Genomic DNA, 17269 nt, shown 5'->3' on the forward strand with positions numbered 1-17269 from the left:
AATCGAACCCCATAATAATAAAACAACCTTCTACAGCTATGACAGATAATTGAATAGACTCAACTGCGACACCTTCACGAAACTCTGCTGGGTCGCCTGCAGTACGGTGTTCTGCAGCGCGTAGCGTGACAAAGCCTCAGCATAGTCCAGATCCTGGAGGTCCGACTGCACCGACTTGTTGACCAGGCTGACGTCGGCGATGAAGTCGCTGGTGGAGTCGATGACGTTGAGACGTGCACCGACCTTGCCGCGGATGCCATCGACCTGGGTATAGGCCGTATCGAGGTTGCTCAGGGCTACTGCAGCGTTGTCGCGCATCTTGTACACGCCCTCGGTGCTGCCATCGCCGCTCTCCAGGGCCTTGCGCAGATCGGATACCACATTGAGCAGGCTGCGCTTCTCGTTGGAGGTATCGCGAGTGATCTTGAACTCATCGCCGGCAGCGGGAGCACCGTCCATCTGCACCTTCACCCCGCCGTAGTTGATGAACTTGCTGGCTTCCTGGGTGCTGTTGAGGCTATCTGCCTTGAGCTGGCCAGCCGGCGGATTGGCCGGGTCGTAGGCCGCCCATTCGGCAGCGGTAGGCGCCTTGGACAGGTCGTAGATGACGTACTTCTTGTCATCAAGGAAATGGATGCCGACACCATCGGTAGCGGCCGGTGGATTGCTGGCGGGAAAAGTGGAATCGTAGGCTTTCTTGTCATCCACCAGGCCGAGCGAGATCCGCCCGGTACCCGTATTGCCAGCCACCGGCGTGGTATCCACCCGATTGGCGTTGAAGTTGTTCTCGAAGGCGTCCTTACCGCTGTCGCTGATGGGCACGAAGGTCGAGCTGGCGATCTGTACGCTGCGCTGGCCTTCATCACCGTTGTAGCTGTAGGTGCCATCGGCGTTGCGCACATAGGGCTGGGTATCGCCCATGGAGCCGGAGAACAGGTACTTGCCGCTGGCATCCTTGCTGTTCATCAGGTTCATCAGCTCGTCTTCGCGCTGACCGACCTCCTTGGCCAGGGACGCGCGATCGGTTGGATCTAGGGCACCGTTGCCGGCCTGGACGGCGATCTCGCGGATGCGCGTCAGCACGGTTTCCACCGAGGTCAGCATGGACTCCTCGGTGTTGAGGCTGTTCTTGGCGGCGGTCATGCCGGTGTTGTACTGACCGTTGAGCGCCTCTTCCTGGCTGATCTGCAACAGCTTGACCGAGGCCACCGGATCGTCCGCCGGCGTCAGGATCTTCTTGCCCGTGCTGATCTCTTCCTGAGTACGGGTGACGCTGCCGTAGTTGTTCTGCAGGCCGCTGATGCCGTTGTTGAATGCCTGGACGGTAGAGATGCGCATGGGCGGTTTCCTTATCTGAAGGCGCCGAGCAGGGTATCGAACAGCGACTGGGCGATCTTGATGACCTGCGCCGAGGCACCGTAGTACTGCTGGAACTGGACGAGTTTGGCGGCTTCCTCGTCGAGGTTGACGGCCGACAGGGAGTCACGGTTGTCCTGGGACTGCTTGAGCACCGTTTCGCTGGCGGCGGAATCCACCCGCACCTGGGCGGTCAGGGTACCGACCCGCTCCACCAGGCCGCCGTAGGCGTTGTTGTAGGTGGTGCCGGTATTGCCATAGCCGCCCATGGTGGGTTTGGTCTGCAAGGCCACCAGGTTCAGCGCGTTACGGTTGTCCGAAACCGCGCCCTTGTTGGCGCCCAGGGTGAAGCTGTCACCAGACTGGGGAACGCCGCTGATATTGAAATCGTAGGTGTAGCTGTTGTTGGTGGTCGGGTCGGCGTACGTGAGGCGAACGGCGTTGGTCTGGCCGCTGGTGAGACCGGTCGTCGTGGGCGACACGTAGCTGAGCGTCGCCCCGGTCGGCAGGGTGCCCGCCAACTGGTTGGTGGTGCTATTGAAGCTCAACTTCAGGCCATCGGTCCCGAAGAGGCGGGTCAGATCCGCCGTGTTGACCGGCGAAACAATGCTGGTCAGCGCCGGCTGGGTGATGGCCCCCGTACCGCGGTTGTTGGTCGTGGCCGCGGCCTTGGCGGTACCGGCGAAGCCCAGCTGATCGGCTTGCGCCAGGTCCACCTTGAGCTGGGAGGCGCCGCGACGCGTCGGCTGCAGGCTGAAGACGTCGCCGGCCTGGGCCTTGGCGAGTTCGGCAGCACTGAACTGCACCTTGAAGCCCTGATCGTTGCCATTGGAATCCGTCAGGGTCAGGGTGACCGGATCGGTACCGCTCTGGTTGACCGTGAGCGCCGCGTTGTCGCTCGCGCGACGCGCGGTGAAGCCGGTGCCGTTGTAATCGAGGCGGTAGTCGCTGGGCGAGAGCTTGCTGGTATCGGTGATGCTCAGGGTGGCGCTGGCCGAGCCGGTGTTGGTGGCCCGCCCCATCACCCGCAAGCCGATGCTCTGGGTATCGTTGATGTCGCCGAACAGCGCCGAGCCGGCATTGCCGGACAGATCCAGGCCCTGTCCCAACTGCTTGTTGATGGTATCCGCCAGGGTCAGCGACAACTGCCCCAGGCTGTTGTAGGCGTGGTCCAGCGCCGTGTCGCGATAGGACAGCAGGCCGCCCATCTCGCCGCCGCTCAGCTGGCTGGTGACATTCTGCTCGGTCGAGCCGGAGGTCAGGACGATCTGGAAGCGCGAGGGATCGTCGGTACCGGGCTTGGCCGTCATGCTGGACACGGTATTGCCCACCACCAGCGGCTGGCCGGTGCCGACGAACAGGTTCAGCGCGCCGTCGTCCTGCTCCACCACCTGCAGCCCGACCATGCCGGACAGCTGCTTGATCGCCTGTTCACGGGAATCGATGAGATCGTTGGGCGAACCGCCGGCGGCCTTGGAGCGGGCGATGGCGTCGTTGAGACTGCCGACGCTCTTGGCCAGGGCATTGACCTGATTGGTCAGCGCCGACAGCTGATCGTTGATCTGGCCGTTCTGCTTGTCGACCTGGTCGTACAGGGTGTTGAACGACTTGGCCATGCCCTGGGCCTGGGCGAGCACGGCCTCCCGCGCCGGGATCGACGAGGGATCCTGGGCAGCGGTCTGCAGGGTGGCGAAGAACTTCTGCATCGCCGGGGTGATACCGGTGGTGCTGTCGGACAGCAGGCCGTCGAGCTGGGAGATCTGGCTCTTGAAGGTCTGCAACTCGCTGTTCTGGCTGTTGGCCGAGCGCACCTGGTTGGTGAGGAAATCGCTGGCGAGACGGCGGACATCCACCGTCTGGGAGCCGGAACCGACATAACCCGAGCCGTTGAACTGGGCGATGTTGGTCTGCTGGATGGTCTCCTGCCGCGAATAGCCGGGCGTGTTGACGTTGGCGATATTGTGGCCGGTGGTGGTCAGGGCGTTCTGCGTGGTGCGCAGGCCCGACAGACCAATGGAAAGTAGATCAGCCATGGCTCACCTCAACCGCGGGACGGACTGGTGCCCAGGGAGGCGACCGTCTGATAGGTGTTCATGTTGCGGGCGATCTGGATCACCTTGCGTGCGTATTGCGGATCGGTGGCGTAGCCGGCCTGTTGCAGGCCCTGCATGAAGCGCTCGGAGTTGCCATTGGTGGACAGCGCCTTGTCGTAGCGGTCGTTGCTCTGCAGGAAGTTCACGTAGTCGTGGAAGCTGTCGGCGAAGGAGTCGTAGGTGCGGAACTTGGCGGTCTCGGTCACCGCCTTGCCGTTGACGAACTCCTGGGTCACCGCCGGGGCGCTGCCGCCGTCCCAGCCGTGGGACTTGATGCCGAACAGGTTGTTGCTGTTGCTGCCGTCGGCCTGCTTGACCATGTGCTTGCCCCAGCCGGTTTCCAGCGCCGCCTGGGCGACCAGGAACTTGGGGTCCACGCCCAGGCGCTTCGCCGCGGCTTCGGCCATCGGCATCATGGTGTCGACGAATTCCTGACGGGTACGGAAACGGGTCTTGCCGGTGGCGGCGGCGCCGTCCACGCTGGCGACGGCCTCGGTCGAGGCGGCCGGCCTGCTGCCGGGTTGCGTGGCCTGCTGACGCCAGGCGCTCTGGACGGCCGCGACGTCCTGGAAGCTCTGCTTGAGGGTGGCGCCCTGCTCGGCCGCGCCGGAAATATTGGCGGCGGTACGCTCGGCCAGTCGCCCGGGCAGCGCCAGCCGACGCGAATTCAGCGCGCTGGAATCGTCACGCCCGGACGCTACCGCATTGGTCGGCTTGAGGCCGTGGCTCGCCACGTCGTTGAGCTTGGCGTTACGGCCAGCGGCCAGCTGGCCTTCGGTGGGCGCAGCCTGGCCGACCTGGGCGAAGGGATTGGGGCGCGCCGACGGCTGGGCGGTCTTGCTCAGCTGACGCTCGAGCACGTTGGCAAGGCCGATACCGCCGCCGTCCCGGGACAGGGACACGGCCAGCTGCTGGTCGTACATGTCCTGGTACTGCTTGGTGGTCTCGCTGGAAAAGGGGCTGTCCTTGTCCGCCAGCGCCTGGTTGGCGCTGCGCATGGACTTGAGCATCTGGCTCAGGAACAGCGACTCGAATTCGCCGGCGACCTTCTTGACGTTTTCCGAGCTGTCGCGATCCTTACCCTTCATCTGGGCCAACCGATTCAGGTCGGTGAAGGCCCCCGAATCCTTGACGTTGCCGTAGTTGCCACCCAGACGAGATTCCATCGCCCGTTCTCCTTAGATAACGATCAGATCGGCCTGCAAGGCGCCGGCCTGTTTCAACGCTTCGAGAATGGCGACCAGATCGCTGGGCGCCGCGCCCACCTGATTCACCGCTCTCACGATCTCGTCCAACGTGGTACCCGGACCGAACTTGAACATCGGCTTGGCCTCCTGCTTGGCCTTGACGGTCGACTGGGGAGTCACCACCGTCTGCCCACCCGACAAGGGATTGGGCTGGCTCACCTGGGGGTCCTCACTGATGGTCACGGTCAGGCTGCCCTGGGTCACCGCCGCCGGCGAGACCTTGACGTTCTGGCCGATGACGATGGTCCCGGTGCGGGAGTTGACGATGACCTTGGCCACCGCCTGCCCCGGATCCACTTCCATGTTCTCCAGGATCGAGATGTAGTCGACGCGCTGGCCAGGATCCACCGGCGCCGTGACACGAATCGATCCGGCATCGACAGCTGATGCAACACCCGCGCCAAGTGTCTCGTTGATCTTGTCGACGATGCGCTTGGCGGTGGTGAAGTCGCTGCGATTGAGGTCCAGCGTGATGCTGTTGCCCTGGTCGAAGCCGCTCGGCACCGGTCGCTCGACGGTGGCGCCATTGGGAATGCGGCCGGACGACGGAACGTTGACGGTAATCTTCGAGCCGTCACGGCCTTCGGCGTCAAAACCCCCGACCACCAGGTTGCCCTGGGCGATGGCGTAGATCTGGCCATCGATACCCTTCAGCGGCGAGAGCAGCAGACTGCCGCCTCTCAGGCTCTTGGAGTTGCCGATGGAGGACACCGTGATGTCGATGGTCTGGCCGGGCTTGGAAAAGGCCGGCAGATCGGCATGGATCGATACCGCCGCGACGTTCTTCAGCTGCGCCGTGGTACCCGGCGGTACCTTGATGCCGAACTGGGCCAGCATGTTGTTGAAGGTCTGCACGGTGAAGGGCGTCTGGGTGGTCTGGTCGCCGGTACCGGGCAGCCCCACCACCAGGCCGTAGCCGATCAGCTGGTTGGTCCGCACGCCCTGGATGCTGGCGATGTCCTTGAGCCGATCCGCCTGGGCCAGGGGCATGACCAGGGCCAGGGCGGCAGCGGCGATGAGGGTCTTGAACATGGCGCTCATCCTCAGAAGGGCATCAGCGGGCTGCCGAAGAACTGGCTCAGCCAGCCCGGCTGACTGGCATCGGCGAAGGCGCCGGTGCCCGAATAGGTGATCCGCGCATCGGCCACGCGGGTGGACGACACGGTGTTGTCGGTGGCGATGTCGTCGGCGCGGACCATGCCCTGGATGCGCATGAGTTCGTTGCCGGTGTTGAGCGTCAGCCACTTCTCGCCGCGGACCACCAGGATGCCGTTCGGCAGCACCTCGGCGATGGTCACGGTCAGCGAGCCGGACAGGCTGTTGCCCTGGGCCGCCGTGGACTTGCCGGTGTTGGAACGGTTGCCGGAGAAGCCGGCGTCCAGGCTCAGGTCACCATCGGACAGGGGATTGGGGATCTTCGGCTTGGCGCCGAACAGCGAGGTCAGCCCGAGGGTCGCCTTGCTGTTCTTGGCGACGTCGGAACTGGCGTTCTTGCTGGCCTGGGTCTTCTCCTGCAGGGTGACGGTGATGATGTCGCCGATGCGGAAGGCCTTGCGGTCGGTATAGAGATTCTGCTCGAACCCCGACTGGAAGATGGCGCCGTTGTTCTGCGCCGCCGGCACCGGCGTGCGCGGCAGCACCGGGGCGTAGTAGGGATCGTCCGGCTTGGCGGCCGGGGCTACGCATCCTGCGAGTACGAGCGCTCCCAGGAGCGGGACGACGGCGAACAGAGGTTTCATGGAGCGCTTCCTCACAGGGGATTAGAGCTGTTGACTGACGAAGCCGAGCATGTCGTCGGCCGCTTTGATGACCTTGGAATTCATCTCGTAGGCGCGTTGGGTGGTGATCATGTTCACCAGCTCCTCGACGGTGCTCACGTTGGAGTTTTCCAGGGTGCTCTGCAGGACGGTGCCAAGACCGTTGAGGCCAGGGGTGCCAACCTGGGGCGCACCGCTGGACGCGGTCTCGCTGAACAGGTTCTGGCCCACGGCCTGGAGACCGCCCGGGTTGACGAACTGGGCGATCTGCAGATTGCCGATCACCTGGGGCGCGGCCTGGCCGGCGGTGGTGACCGACACGGTGCCGTCTTCGCCGACGGTGAAGGTCTTGGTATCGGCCGGCAGCACGATGGCGGGCTGCAGGGCGAAGCCATTGGCGGTGACCAGCTGGCCATCGGCATTCAGGTGGAAGGTACCGTCACGGGTGTAGTTGATGGTCCCGTCGGGCATGGTCACCTGGAAGAAGCCGTCGCCGTTGATGGCCATGTCCAGCGGCTGGTCGGTGGTCTGCAGCGAGCCCTCGGTGAAGTTCTTCTGGGTGCCGACGATGCGCACACCGGTACCCAGCTGCAGGCCGGAGGGCAGCTGGTTGTCCTGTGTGGACTGGGCACCCGGCTGGCGACGGATCTGGTACAGCAGGTCCTGGAATTCGGCGCGATCGCGCTTGAAGCCCGTGGTGGACACGTTGGCCAGGTTGTTGGAAATGGTGGTGAGGTTCATGTCCTGGGCGGACAGACCGGTCTTGGCGACCCACAGTGACGACATCATGATGGTATTCCTCGAAGTGCCGGTTTTACGTCGGCGCTAGCCTTGATCAGGAGAATTGCAAAACCTTTGCCAGCGCCGCGTCGTTGTCTTCGGCGCTGCGCATCATCTTCACCTGCAGTTCGAACTGGCGGGACAGCGACAGGATGGAGGTCATCTCCTCCGCCGCATTGACGTTGCTCGACTCGACGAAGCCGGACACCAGGGACACGTTGGCGTCCATGGGCGGCGCTGCCTGGCCCTGCTTCATGTGCAGCAGGCCGTCGAGCCCCTTTTCCATCTGCTTGGTGTCGGGATTGACCAGCTTGATGCGATCGACCTGGGCCAGGGCGTTGGCCGCCTGACCGGAGCCGCGCACGGTGATGCTGCCGTCCTGGCCGATTTCCACCTTGGAAGCGGGCGGCACGGCGATGGGTCCGCCATTGCCGAGCACCGGCAAGCCGCTGCCGGTCCGCAGCATGCCGAGGGGATCGATCTGCAGGCTGGAGGTGCGGACATAGGCCTCCTTGCCGGAGGGATCCTGGACCGCGACGAAGCCCGGCCCCTGGACGGCCACGTCCAGGTCACGCCCGGTTTCCTGCAGTGCGCCGGGGGTGAAGTCGGTCGCCGGCCGCTCGCTCATGGAATAGACGCGCGACGGCATGGTCTCGCCGAACACCTGCATCGAGCGCGCCTGTTCGAGATCCTTGCGGAATCCCGAGGTCGAGACGTTGGCTAGGTTGTTGGCATGGGCGCGCTGGGCCATTTCGTTCTGGCTGGCGCCGGTCATGGCGACGTACAGCAGCTTGTCCATCTGATCCTCCGACGGCGGCAGATTGCCGCCAAGCTTGCGTTCGGAGGTTCTATAGCAAGGCCCGTTCCAGAAAACGGAAAGCCTGCTGAATCAAGGACTTGAGAATAGAAAAGCCTCCCGAGGGAGGCTTTTCCTGACGTCTGAGCGGCAAGCCGTCAGAGAAACGACATCAACGCAGGTTGATGATGGTCTGGGTGATGGCGTTCTCGGTCTCGATGGTCTTGGCGTTCGCCTGGTAGTTGCGCTGCGCCACGATCATGTCGACCAGCTCGGTGGAGATGTCCACGTTGGACGCCTCCAGCGCACCGGACTGCAGGGCACCCAGGGTACCGGAGCGCGGCGTGCCGACCACCGGCTGACCCGATTCCGAAGACTCGGTCCAGGAGGTCTTGCCCATGGGGGTCAGGCCCTGGACGTTGGCGAAATTCGCCAGCACGACCTGGCCCTGGACCTTGGACTGACCGTTGGTGTAGCGCGCGAAGATCTGGCCGGTATCATCGATCTCCAGGCCGGACAGCTGGCCGGTGGTGTAGCCGTCCTGGTTGACGCTGGTCACGGCAAAGGCACTGCTGTACTGGGTCGAGCCACGCATGTCCAGGGTAATGCCGGCCGGGTTGGCCACGGCGCCGTTGGAGGCCCAGGTCGCCGGGGTACCGCCATTGGAAATGGCCGGGACCCAGTTGTCCAGCTTGAGCACGCCCTCGAAGGCATTGGTGCTGGCGTTGTTGACCTGCTTGAGATCGGTCGAGGCCACATTGGCACCGTCGAGCGCACCACTGCTGGTGAACGGCAGGGTCACGCTGTAGGGCGTGGCGACCTTGGTGGTCGCATCTTCCTTGGTGGGGTCGCCCGGATTGCGGCCGTCGATCAGCACGTTCATGGTCCAGGAGTTGTTCGCGCCCTTGACGAAATACTGCGACAGGACGTGGGCGTTGCCCTGGCTGTCATAGATGTTCACCGAGGTCGAGGAGTTGTAGCTGGTCGGATCGGACGGGTTGAACGGCGTCGTGGTCGGCGTCGTCTGGGTCGAGTTCAGGTTGACCGTCTGCTTGATCGAGCTGGACGCCTTGGGCGCCTGGCTGGCGGTCTCGATACGCAGGTCGCTGCGCACGCCCGGCTGCAGCAGACCCTGGTCGTTGGTGGTGTAGCCCTGCAGCTTGTAGCCGTTGTTGTCGACGATGAAGCCTTCCTTGTCGGTGCCAAAGTAACCGGCACGGGTGTACTGGATAGCGCCATTGTTGCTGGTGACGAAGAAACCATTGCCGTTGATGCCCATGTCCAGCGCGTTCTGCGTGGAATCGATGGTGCCCTGGTTGAACAGCTGGCCGACGTTGCCGAGCAGCACGCCGCTGCCCTGGGCATTCTTGCCGGTGCCCAGTACCGAGGCGGCATAGAGGTCCTGGAACTCCGCCCGTGACTGCTTGAAGCCGACGGTGCTGGCGTTGGCGATGTTGTTGCCGGTGATGTTGAGGTCACTGGACGCGGCCTTGATGCCGCTCAAACCGATATTGAAAGACATGCTGGATTCCTCTCGTGTGCCGCGCCTTACTGGCCGACCGCCTGGACTTTGGAGATGCCGATGCTGCCGACGCCGGCAAGGTTGAGTGTCATTTCGCCGCCGTTCTGCCCGAGCGTCACACTGTCGACGTTGGCTGGCAGGCTGGTCTTCATGGCCGTGGTGGTGTCGTTCACGTTCGCCTGGGCCTCGAAGCGGTAGGTGCCGGCATCCAGCTTCTTGCCGCTGGCGTCGGTGCCATCCCAGGTAAAATTCACCAGGCCACTGGATTGCTGCCCCAGGTTCAGACGATTCACCTGACTGCCCGCGTCGTTGTAGACGTTGACCCAGACGTTCGGACTGGACGCGGTCAGGTTGAGCGCACCCTTGAAGTCCGCGCTGGTATCCACCTTGACCTTGTCGGTATCGACGATCACCTTGCGGCCCACCAGGGTGGACGCCTGCAGCGCCTGGGAGGACTGACTGCCGGAGAGGATCGAGCTGACGCTGGTGTTGAGGTTGGTGATGCCCTCGACGGTACTGAACTGCGCCAGCTGCGCGATGAATTCGCCGTTGCCCTGGGGCTCCAGCGGATTCTGGTTGTTCATCTGGGCGACCATCAGCTTGAGGAACTCGTCCTTGCCGAGCTTGCCGCCTTTCTTGCCATCGCTGCTGGCGGTCTCGGAGGTAGCGTCTGTCTTGTTGACGGAGTACTTGTCGAGCACCGACTGAGCGGTTGAATTGGTCGTGCTTATGGACATGGCGCCGGTTCCTTACTGACCGAGGGTCAGTACCTTCTGCATCATCTGTTTGGCGGTATTCATCATTTCCGCATTGGTCTGGAAGGCGCGACTGGCCGAAATCATGTCGGCCATCTCCTCCACCACGTTCACGTTGGGGTAGTAGACGTAGCCTTCCTTGTCCGCCATGGGGTGGTTGGGCTCATAGCGCTTCTGCACCTCGCTCTGATCCTCGACGATGCCCTTCACCTCTACCCCAACGCCGGCCTGGCCCCGGTCGTCGAACAGCGAGGCGCCGCCCTGGGCGTCATTGAGCTGGGCGGCGAATACCGGATGCCGCGCCTTGTAGGTCTGGTCGACGCTGGAGGACACGGAATCGGCGTTGGCCATGTTGCTGGCCACGGTGTTGAGGCGAACGTTCTGGGCGCTCATCCCGCTACCGGCGATGTTGAACAGCGAACTCAGGGACATGGCTATTCTCCGCGCAGGGCCGACATCAGCCCCTTGAACTTGCTATTGAGCAGGGTGAAGCTGGCCTGGAAATTCATCGCGTTTTCGGCGTAGTTGGCCTGCTCGACCTGCGCATCCACGGTGTTCTGGTCCACCGAGGGCTGAGTGGGGATGCGATACTTCAAGGCCGAGTCGCCCATGCCCATGTCGAAGCCTTCAGCGGCGATATGGCGGCTGTTGGTGGTTTCCAGCTGATAGTGGCCGGATGCCCCCGGAGCGCTCTTGGCCGCCTGCTCAGCCATCACGGCGCTGAAATCCAGATCCCGCGCCTTGTAGCCCGGGGTGTCGGCATTGGCGATGTTGTTGCCCAGTACCTCGGCGCGTTGCGAACGGAAGTTCAGCGCCTGTTCGTGCAACCCGAGTGCTTTGTCGAAACTGATGCTCATGTCGAGAGACCTTTGACGTGGCTTGCAAGCGATTTAGCAAGGCCCGTGCCAGCCTCCAGCATCCATCTAAATCAAGGGCTTAGCGCAACGCGGCAGTCAGAACGACGGCAAGCGGCAAGGTTTTTCCGCCGGCTTTGCCGGCTCCGGGATCGGCTGCGGCAAAACTTTGGCGCAAAAGAAAGGGCAGACCTGGGTCTGCCCTTGGGTGTCAATCGACCGGCCTACTTGGCCTTGTAGATGATGCCCGGATTGCACTGCACCATCTGGTAGAGATCCGGCAGGCCATTGAGGGCCTCGGAGGCGCCCAGGAACAGATAGCCGCCCGGCTTGAGGGTGCCGTGGATGCGCGTGAGGATGTCCTTCTTCACCTCGGCGGAGAAGTAGATCAGCACATTGCGGCAGAACACCATGTCGAACTTGCCCAGACTGGCGTAGCTGTCCAGCAGATTCAGCGCGCGGAATTCGATACGGCTGCGAATCGCCGGCTTGACCGCCCAGCGACCCGGCTGCTGCACGTCGAAGTAGCGCTGCAGGCGCTCCGGGGACAGCCCCCGGCCGATCGCCAGCGAATCGTACTCGCCGGACTTGGCCGCGGTGAGAATGGCGCCGGACAGGTCGGTCGCCACGATCTGCATGCCGCCTCGCCCTTGCCCTGCCGCGCTCCGCTCGAATTCGTCCATGGTCATGGACAGCGAATAGGGTTCCTGACCCGAGGAGCAGGCCGCCGACCAGACCCGCAGGCGCTGGCCAAAGGTGTTCTTGGTCAACTCCGGCAAGAGGCGGTTCTTCAGCACCTCGAAGGGATAGGTGTCGCGAAACCAGAGGGTTTCATTGGTCGTCATCGCATCGATGACCTTTTCCCGCAGACCGCTACGGGGCTGCATCTGGATGCGCTGCACCAACTCCGACAACGTCTTGATCCCCTCGGTCTCCATCAGCTTGTTGAGCCGACTGGAGACCAGGTACTGCTTGTTGTCACCGAGCAGGATCCCGCTGGATTTCTCGAGGAAATCACGAAAAAGCACAAAATCCGCGTTGACTGCTGACACTGCCGCTCCGCCTTCTGGATACCGGGATAGAGACGCCTTCACCTAGTGACTGTCGACCGCATTGATGCGCTCGGCTACCCGGGAGGCAAGATCATCGGGACGGAACTTGGCCAGGAAGTCGTCCGCACCGACCTTCTTGACCATCGCCTGGTTGAAGACGCCGGACAAGGAGGTATGCAGCAGTATATGCACTTTCTGCATCCGCGAATCATGACGGATTTCCGCCGTCAGGGTGTAGCCATCCATTTCCGGCATCTCGATGTCGGAAATGATCATCAGCAATTCCTCTTCCGGACGCTTGCCTTCAGCCACCATCGCCTGGAGGAAATTCAAGGCCTGGCGACCGTCGTTGAGGGAGATGACCTCTACCCCGACGGTTTCCAGGCAGCGGCTCACCTGCTTGCGGGCCACCGAGGAGTCGTCGACGATCAGGACGCGCTTGGTGACGGCCTTGGCCTGTACCACTTCGCTGATGACGCCGGCCGACACGGTTTCGACCGACGGTGCGACTTCGGAGAGGATCTTTTCCACGTCGATGATCTCGACGAGCTGGTTATCGACCCGGGTGACGGCGGTCAGGTAGTGATCACGACCGGTGCCCTTGGGCGGCGGGTTGATGCCCTCCCAGTTCATGTTGACGATTCGCTCCACCGAGCGCACCAGGAAGCCCTGCACCTTGGTGTTGTACTCGGTGATGATCACGAAGCAGTTGTTGATGTCTTCCAGCCCACGACGACCGGTCGCCATGGCCAGGTCGATGATGGGAAAGGTGCCGCCACGAATGCTGGCCACGCCCCGTACCACCGGACTGGATTTCGGCATCACGGTGAGTTTGGGGCACTGCAGCACCTCCTTCACCTTGAAGACGTTGATGCCGTAGAGCTGCGAGCCGTCCAGGCGGAACAGCAGCAGTTCCAGACGGTTCTGGCCCACCAGTTGGGTACGTTGGTTGACTGCGTCCAATACACCAGCCATTTGGCGACTCCTCTCGTTGCCACGGACCGGTTGGAAAACTCGGCACAGGGCTTGCTTAGATGTGACTCATGAAGATCGAAGCGACGTGTTTCCGACCTATGAAGACCTCTTGCCGCTGGGCTGCGAATCTCTTGTTGATCCTGACATGCCTGGGCGGAAAGGCCTATGCAGAAGGCGACTACACCTCATCTGACGAACTTATCGGCGCTGTCGAAAGTTTTCTTGAGGAGCGCGTGCAGGAATATTTGCTGGAGACCAATTCCAACGCTCGCCATGAAACCCAGATCAACTCCCTGGATCCCCGATTGCGCCTTGCCGCCTGCGACAAACCCCTGACGCTCTCGCAACAGGGCAGCCCGACGCCGGTGGGGCGGATCAACATCAAGGTGCGTTGCGAAGGCGGCAGTCCCTGGACGGTGTTCGTGCCCGCCCAGGTCAAGCTGTATCGCCCGGTGGTGGTCACCCTGCAGCCGCTGTTGCGCGGCGCGGTGCTCGACGACCAGAACGTGGCCCTGGTGGAACGCGATGTCGGCACCCTGACCCAGGGTTACCTGACCAGCCTGGAGCAGGTGATAGGTACCCAGCTGAAGCGTCAGGTGGTCAGCGAGCAGGTGCTGGCGCCCTCCTTTATCGAGCAGGCCGAACTCATCCGCAAGGGCGAACAGGTGGTGATCAATGCCCGCAGCGCTTCCTTCAGTATCCGCATGCAGGGCGAAGCCCTCAGCGCAGGGGCCAAGGACGAGGAGATTCGTGTACGCAACCTGAGCTCCAACCGGGTGATCCGCGGTCGGGTCGTCGATCAGGGGCAGGTGGAGGTGGCGCTTTAGCGAAGAAGTCAAAAGGAGTACCTTGGCGTCTGCATCCTGAACCTCTGCGCGTCATCCTGTCGAAGGATGTGACATGGCGCACAGGTCTACGGCTAAAGTTTCGGCATGGCGCGCCGATAAGCCGGACATGCGAATGAGACGACACGAGGATCTTCACTCATGGCTCTAGATATCAATCGCCTGAATTCGTCCTCTACTGCGGGCATAGGCAACACCAAGGCGGCGTCCACCAAGGACGTGTCCACGGCTCAGGCCAGCGACGTCAAGGCTACCAAGAGCACCGCCTCCGGCGAGTCGGTCAGCTTGAGCGCCGAGGCCAAGCAACTGAGCTCCCTGACGGCAGGGCTCAAGGATCTGCCGGTGGTCGACAGCGACAAGGTCAGCCGCCTGAAACAGGCCATCGCCGATGGCTCCTACAAGGTCGACAGCCAGAAGGTGGCCGACAAGCTGATGGCGTTCGAGTCCTGACGCCCGGTTCGGCATGGCCTTTCTGACGATCGCCACTAACGTTCGAACGGAAACCGCGCCATGCCCCATGCCAACTTGCTCGAGATCACCCGCCACGACATCGACCTGAGCGAGCAACTGCTGGCCCTGATCGAGCAGGAGTTCCAGGCCCTGAGCGAGCGCCAGCTCGATCGGCTGGAGGCCCTGCTGGGCACCAAGCAGATCCTGCTCAAGCAGCTCGACCAGCACGCCCAGCAGCGCACCTTGCTGCTCCAGGCCCATGGTCTGCGAGCGGATCTGCAGGGTTTGCAGGCCTACGCCGCCCAGCAGCCCGACGGGGAAGAATTGCTGGCGCGCTCCAGTCAGCTCGCGCAGCTCATGGAGCAATGCAAGGCTCACAACGTCCGTAATGGCCAGATCATCCAGGCCAACCGCTTCGTGGTCGGCAAACTGCTCAATGTACTGCAGGGCACCTCGGCGCCCACGCTGTACAACCGTCGCGGCAGTCAGACCGGTGGCGGCTATCAGCGCCCCCTGAGTTCGGCTTGATCACGGGCATTCTCATGCCAGCGTTTTTCACTGTACAGATGGCGTTAAGCCAGTATCCTTGCTGACCGCTGTTTACAGGAGTTTCCAGGTGCAAGGCTCTTCCGCTAGCGACCATGCCGCTCAGCCACCCCAGGTCTATCGCTCCAAGGGCGAGATCCTGGCCTGCCTGCGGCCGGCGCAACAGCAGCATATTCCGCTGCGGATCACCTTCAATCGTCAGGGGCAGCAATTCCAGAGCTTCGTCGTCGAGATCGACGAGGCCAAGGGATTGATCGCGCTGGATGAATTCATTCCACGCGAAGCCGAACGCCTGCTCGAACAGGGCCAGCCGTTCCGGGTGGACAGCTTCCACGAAGGCATCAAGGTCAGCTGGCAGATCGATCATCCGGTCGAGTTCAGCGAGCTGGATGGCAATCGCTGCTACTGGATCGGCCTGCCCGCCGAACTCTCCTATCACCAGCGGCGCAACGCCTATCGGGTCAAGTTGCTGCTGACCCAGCCGGCCACCGCAGAGCTGAGCCAGGGCAACAGCCCGATCCAGCTGCGAGGCCAGTTGATCGACCTGTCGGCCACGGGCTGCAAGCTGCGCTTCCCTGGCAACGTCACTCATCTGCTGCAACCGGGGCAGCAGGTACAGAGCTTCAGCGCGGAGTTGCCCATCGGAACGATCAACACCCCGGTGACCATTCGCCACGTGGCCTGCCCGGAGCGTTTGGAATACAGCGACGTCGGCGTCTGCTTCAACAGCCTGACCGGCGCAGCCCAGCGCCAGATCGAGCGCTTCATCTACCAGTTGCAGCGGGAAAACCGCCGGTTCGAGTGATCGACCGGGCGTCCACGACTGCTGGACGCCCTCCTCCACCGCTCAGGGCGCCTTGGATTCAGGCGGGTTCTGCAGGAACTCGATCTCTTCCTGCAGCGGTGCTCCCTCCTCGACAGGCTCCTCCTCTACGACCGGCTCAGTGTGCATCTGGTCATGCACCACCTGGCTATCGACCCGTGGATCCAGGGCCGCTGCCAGCGGCGAACTGGTCGACCCTTCGGGCATCTGTACGTGGCTCAGCGGCGCCTCGTCGACCAGGTGCTTGCCGGTGACCGCATCCGGGCGGATGCGCCAGATCAGGATGGCACCGCAGAGCACGACAAAGGCATAGAGCATGTTGGGTCCGACCAGATTCATCAGCGCACCCACCACCAGCGGACCGATACAGGCACCGATGCCAAAGGTCACCAGCAGCATGGCGCTCAGGGATACCCGCCGCTCCCCCTCGATATGGTCATTGGACAGCGCCACCGCCAGGGGATAGAGCACGAATTGCAGCAGGCTGGCAATGAGGCCGAGCGGCAGCAGCACCACCGGCGGCACATGGGGCAGCACGGCCAGTGGCAGGGCAGCCAGCGTCAGGGCGATGGCGACCACCCGGATCAGCCAGCTGCGATCATGCCGATCCGACAGCCAGCCGATGGGCCACTGGGCGATCAGGCCGGCGAAGATGCAGCAGGCCATGAACAGGCCGATGCGCTCGGTGGGCAGACCCTGGGCGCTGGCATAGAGGGGCGCCAGGCCATAGAAGGAGCCGATCACCAGTCCGGCGACCAGGGTCGTGGTCAACGACTGCGGAATCCGCTGGATGAAGAACGTGGGTTCCAGCGGCGCCGGCTTGAGCGGTGCCGGGTGGATCTTGCCGGTGACTGCCACCGGCACCAGGCACAGGGCATAGCAGATGGCAACCAGCATCAGCTTGTCGACGCCGAGATCGGGCGAGAGCACCAGCACCACCTGCCCCAGCGCCAGGCCGAGGTAGGAAGCGGTCATGTAGCCGGAAAAGACCTTGCCGCGCTCGCCTGGGCCGGCCTGCTCGTTGAGCCAGCTCTCCAGCACCATGTACTGGCACATCATGCCCATGCCGATCAGCACCCTGAGTGCCAGCCACATCGGCAGCCAGGGCAGCAGGCCGATCCCCAGCACCGCTGCGCCGACCACGCCGGCGCAGGTCACATAGGCACGGATATGGCCGACCTTGGCGATCAGTCGATGCCCCAACTTGCCGCCTATCACCAGTCCCGCGTAATAGGCAGCGGTCAGGGCGCCGACCCAGAGTCCCTGCACCTGATCGGCGGCCAGTCGCAGACCGAGATAGGTACTCAGCAGACCGGTCCCGATCAACATCAACAGCGTCGCGAAATAGAGCCCGCGAAACGCCGACAGCACACGCACCATTGCCTACTCCATCGTCTCTTGCACACCCGGCAAGCGCG

Annotated in this window: 18 protein-coding genes; 4 read left to right on the forward strand and 14 right to left on the reverse strand. The window is 63.0% G+C overall.

Annotated elements, in window-relative coordinates:
* Positions 1-36: 36 nt before the first annotated feature.
* The 13 genes from flgL to QE393_RS12515 form a co-directional block, all read right to left on the reverse strand.
* Positions 37-1338: a flagellar hook-associated protein FlgL gene (gene flgL / locus QE393_RS12455; RefSeq protein WP_273861438.1), complete on the reverse strand. Its 1302-nt coding sequence runs from the start codon at positions 1336-1338 to the stop codon at positions 37-39.
* An 11-nt stretch (positions 1339-1349) separates the two neighbouring features.
* Positions 1350-3389 (reverse strand): flagellar hook-associated protein FlgK, encoded by a 2040-nt coding sequence (flgK, locus tag QE393_RS12460; RefSeq protein WP_310043785.1) that lies wholly within the window; start codon positions 3387-3389, stop codon positions 1350-1352.
* An 8-nt stretch (positions 3390-3397) separates the two neighbouring features.
* Positions 3398-4615: a flagellar assembly peptidoglycan hydrolase FlgJ gene (gene flgJ / locus QE393_RS12465; RefSeq protein WP_310043788.1), complete on the reverse strand. Its 1218-nt coding sequence runs from the start codon at positions 4613-4615 to the stop codon at positions 3398-3400.
* Positions 4616-4627: 12 nt separating this feature from the next.
* On the reverse strand, positions 4628-5728 hold the full coding sequence (locus tag QE393_RS12470; RefSeq protein ID WP_133862454.1) for a flagellar basal body P-ring protein FlgI: 1101 nt from the start codon (positions 5726-5728) through the stop codon (positions 4628-4630).
* Between the two features lie 11 nt (positions 5729-5739).
* A complete protein-coding gene (gene flgH / locus QE393_RS12475) occupies positions 5740-6435 on the reverse strand; it encodes a flagellar basal body L-ring protein FlgH (RefSeq protein ID WP_310043790.1) in 696 nt (231 codons plus the stop codon).
* Between the two features lie 21 nt (positions 6436-6456).
* Entirely contained in the window at positions 6457-7242 is a 786-nt protein-coding gene (gene flgG / locus QE393_RS12480) for a flagellar basal-body rod protein FlgG (RefSeq protein ID WP_027598031.1), read from the reverse strand.
* Positions 7243-7288: 46 nt separating this feature from the next.
* A complete protein-coding gene (locus QE393_RS12485; protein WP_133862456.1) occupies positions 7289-8032 on the reverse strand; it encodes a flagellar basal body rod protein FlgF in 744 nt (247 codons plus the stop codon).
* Positions 8033-8201: 169 nt separating this feature from the next.
* Positions 8202-9551 carry a flagellar hook protein FlgE gene (gene flgE, locus QE393_RS12490; protein ID WP_187979931.1) on the reverse strand — a complete coding sequence of 450 codons (1350 nt, stop codon included), beginning with the start codon at positions 9549-9551 and terminating at the stop codon, positions 8202-8204.
* Positions 9552-9577: 26 nt separating this feature from the next.
* Complete coding sequence (locus QE393_RS12495; RefSeq protein ID WP_044340937.1) at positions 9578-10288, reverse strand: flagellar hook assembly protein FlgD; 711 nt, start codon at positions 10286-10288, stop codon at positions 9578-9580.
* 12 nt (positions 10289-10300) lie between these two features.
* The gene (flgC, locus tag QE393_RS12500) at positions 10301-10738 is read right to left on the reverse strand and encodes a flagellar basal body rod protein FlgC (protein ID WP_310043791.1); all 438 of its coding nucleotides are present in this window, start codon (positions 10736-10738) and stop codon (positions 10301-10303) included.
* A 2-nt stretch (positions 10739-10740) separates the two neighbouring features.
* Positions 10741-11163, reverse strand: a complete 423-nt coding sequence (gene flgB / locus QE393_RS12505) for a flagellar basal body rod protein FlgB (protein WP_017642008.1) — start codon at positions 11161-11163, stop codon at positions 10741-10743.
* 221 nt (positions 11164-11384) lie between these two features.
* A complete protein-coding gene (cheR, locus tag QE393_RS12510) occupies positions 11385-12212 on the reverse strand; it encodes a protein-glutamate O-methyltransferase CheR (RefSeq protein ID WP_282284213.1) in 828 nt (275 codons plus the stop codon).
* 42 nt (positions 12213-12254) lie between these two features.
* Positions 12255-13187 carry a chemotaxis protein CheV gene (locus QE393_RS12515; RefSeq protein WP_044340938.1) on the reverse strand — a complete coding sequence of 311 codons (933 nt, stop codon included), beginning with the start codon at positions 13185-13187 and terminating at the stop codon, positions 12255-12257.
* A 98-nt stretch (positions 13188-13285) separates the two neighbouring features.
* On the opposite strand from QE393_RS12515, the gene flgA reads away from it, so the two are divergent.
* The 4 genes from flgA (at position 13286) to QE393_RS12535 (ending at position 15833) form a co-directional block, all read left to right on the forward strand.
* The gene (gene flgA, locus QE393_RS12520; protein ID WP_405046247.1) at positions 13286-14014 is read left to right on the forward strand and encodes a flagellar basal body P-ring formation chaperone FlgA; all 729 of its coding nucleotides are present in this window, start codon (positions 13286-13288) and stop codon (positions 14012-14014) included.
* 159 nt (positions 14015-14173) lie between these two features.
* Positions 14174-14482, forward strand: a complete 309-nt coding sequence (flgM, locus tag QE393_RS12525; RefSeq protein WP_310043795.1) for a flagellar biosynthesis anti-sigma factor FlgM — start codon at positions 14174-14176, stop codon at positions 14480-14482.
* 60 nt (positions 14483-14542) lie between these two features.
* Entirely contained in the window at positions 14543-15010 is a 468-nt protein-coding gene (locus QE393_RS12530) for a flagellar protein FlgN (protein ID WP_310043796.1), read from the forward strand.
* 88 nt (positions 15011-15098) lie between these two features.
* Positions 15099-15833: a flagellar regulator YcgR PilZN domain-containing protein gene (locus QE393_RS12535; RefSeq protein WP_310043797.1), complete on the forward strand. Its 735-nt coding sequence runs from the start codon at positions 15099-15101 to the stop codon at positions 15831-15833.
* Positions 15834-15875: 42 nt separating this feature from the next.
* Here QE393_RS12535 and QE393_RS12540 read toward each other — a convergent pair whose 3' ends face one another.
* The gene (locus QE393_RS12540) at positions 15876-17231 is read right to left on the reverse strand and encodes an MFS transporter (protein WP_133862467.1); all 1356 of its coding nucleotides are present in this window, start codon (positions 17229-17231) and stop codon (positions 15876-15878) included.
* Between the last annotated feature and the right edge of the window lie 38 nt (positions 17232-17269).

This window comes from Pseudomonas sp. SORGH_AS_0211, assembly GCF_031453455.1.
In the GTDB taxonomy this organism is placed as follows: Bacteria; Pseudomonadota; Gammaproteobacteria; order Pseudomonadales; family Pseudomonadaceae; genus Chryseomonas; species Chryseomonas aestiva.

What these genes read in the sequence shown, in the direction of transcription:
- flgE (WP_187979931.1), bottom strand. Translation starts at nt 9,551, where the DNA reads ATGTCTTTCAATATCGGTTTGAGCGGCATCAAGGCCGCGTCCAGTGAC.
- QE393_RS12485 (WP_133862456.1), bottom strand. Translation starts at nt 8,032, where the DNA reads ATGGACAAGCTGCTGTACGTCGCCATGACCGGCGCCAGCCAGAACGAA.
- flgB (WP_017642008.1), bottom strand. Translation starts at nt 11,163, where the DNA reads ATGAGCATCAGTTTCGACAAAGCACTCGGGTTGCACGAACAGGCGCTG.
- QE393_RS12530 (WP_310043796.1), top strand. Translation starts at nt 14,543, where the DNA reads ATGCCCCATGCCAACTTGCTCGAGATCACCCGCCACGACATCGACCTG.
- flgL (WP_273861438.1), bottom strand. Translation starts at nt 1,338, where the DNA reads ATGCGCATCTCTACCGTCCAGGCATTCAACAACGGCATCAGCGGCCTG.
- flgK (WP_310043785.1), bottom strand. Translation starts at nt 3,389, where the DNA reads ATGGCTGATCTACTTTCCATTGGTCTGTCGGGCCTGCGCACCACGCAG.
- flgG (WP_027598031.1), bottom strand. Translation starts at nt 7,242, where the DNA reads ATGATGTCGTCACTGTGGGTCGCCAAGACCGGTCTGTCCGCCCAGGAC.
- QE393_RS12470 (WP_133862454.1), bottom strand. Translation starts at nt 5,728, where the DNA reads ATGTTCAAGACCCTCATCGCCGCTGCCGCCCTGGCCCTGGTCATGCCC.
- flgA (WP_405046247.1), top strand. Translation starts at nt 13,286, where the DNA reads ATGAAGACCTCTTGCCGCTGGGCTGCGAATCTCTTGTTGATCCTGACA.
- QE393_RS12515 (WP_044340938.1), bottom strand. Translation starts at nt 13,187, where the DNA reads ATGGCTGGTGTATTGGACGCAGTCAACCAACGTACCCAACTGGTGGGC.
- flgH (WP_310043790.1), bottom strand. Translation starts at nt 6,435, where the DNA reads ATGAAACCTCTGTTCGCCGTCGTCCCGCTCCTGGGAGCGCTCGTACTC.
- flgC (WP_310043791.1), bottom strand. Translation starts at nt 10,738, where the DNA reads ATGTCCCTGAGTTCGCTGTTCAACATCGCCGGTAGCGGGATGAGCGCC.
- flgM (WP_310043795.1), top strand. Translation starts at nt 14,174, where the DNA reads ATGGCTCTAGATATCAATCGCCTGAATTCGTCCTCTACTGCGGGCATA.
- QE393_RS12495 (WP_044340937.1), bottom strand. Translation starts at nt 10,288, where the DNA reads ATGTCCATAAGCACGACCAATTCAACCGCTCAGTCGGTGCTCGACAAG.
- QE393_RS12540 (WP_133862467.1), bottom strand. Translation starts at nt 17,231, where the DNA reads ATGGTGCGTGTGCTGTCGGCGTTTCGCGGGCTCTATTTCGCGACGCTG.
- flgJ (WP_310043788.1), bottom strand. Translation starts at nt 4,615, where the DNA reads ATGGAATCTCGTCTGGGTGGCAACTACGGCAACGTCAAGGATTCGGGG.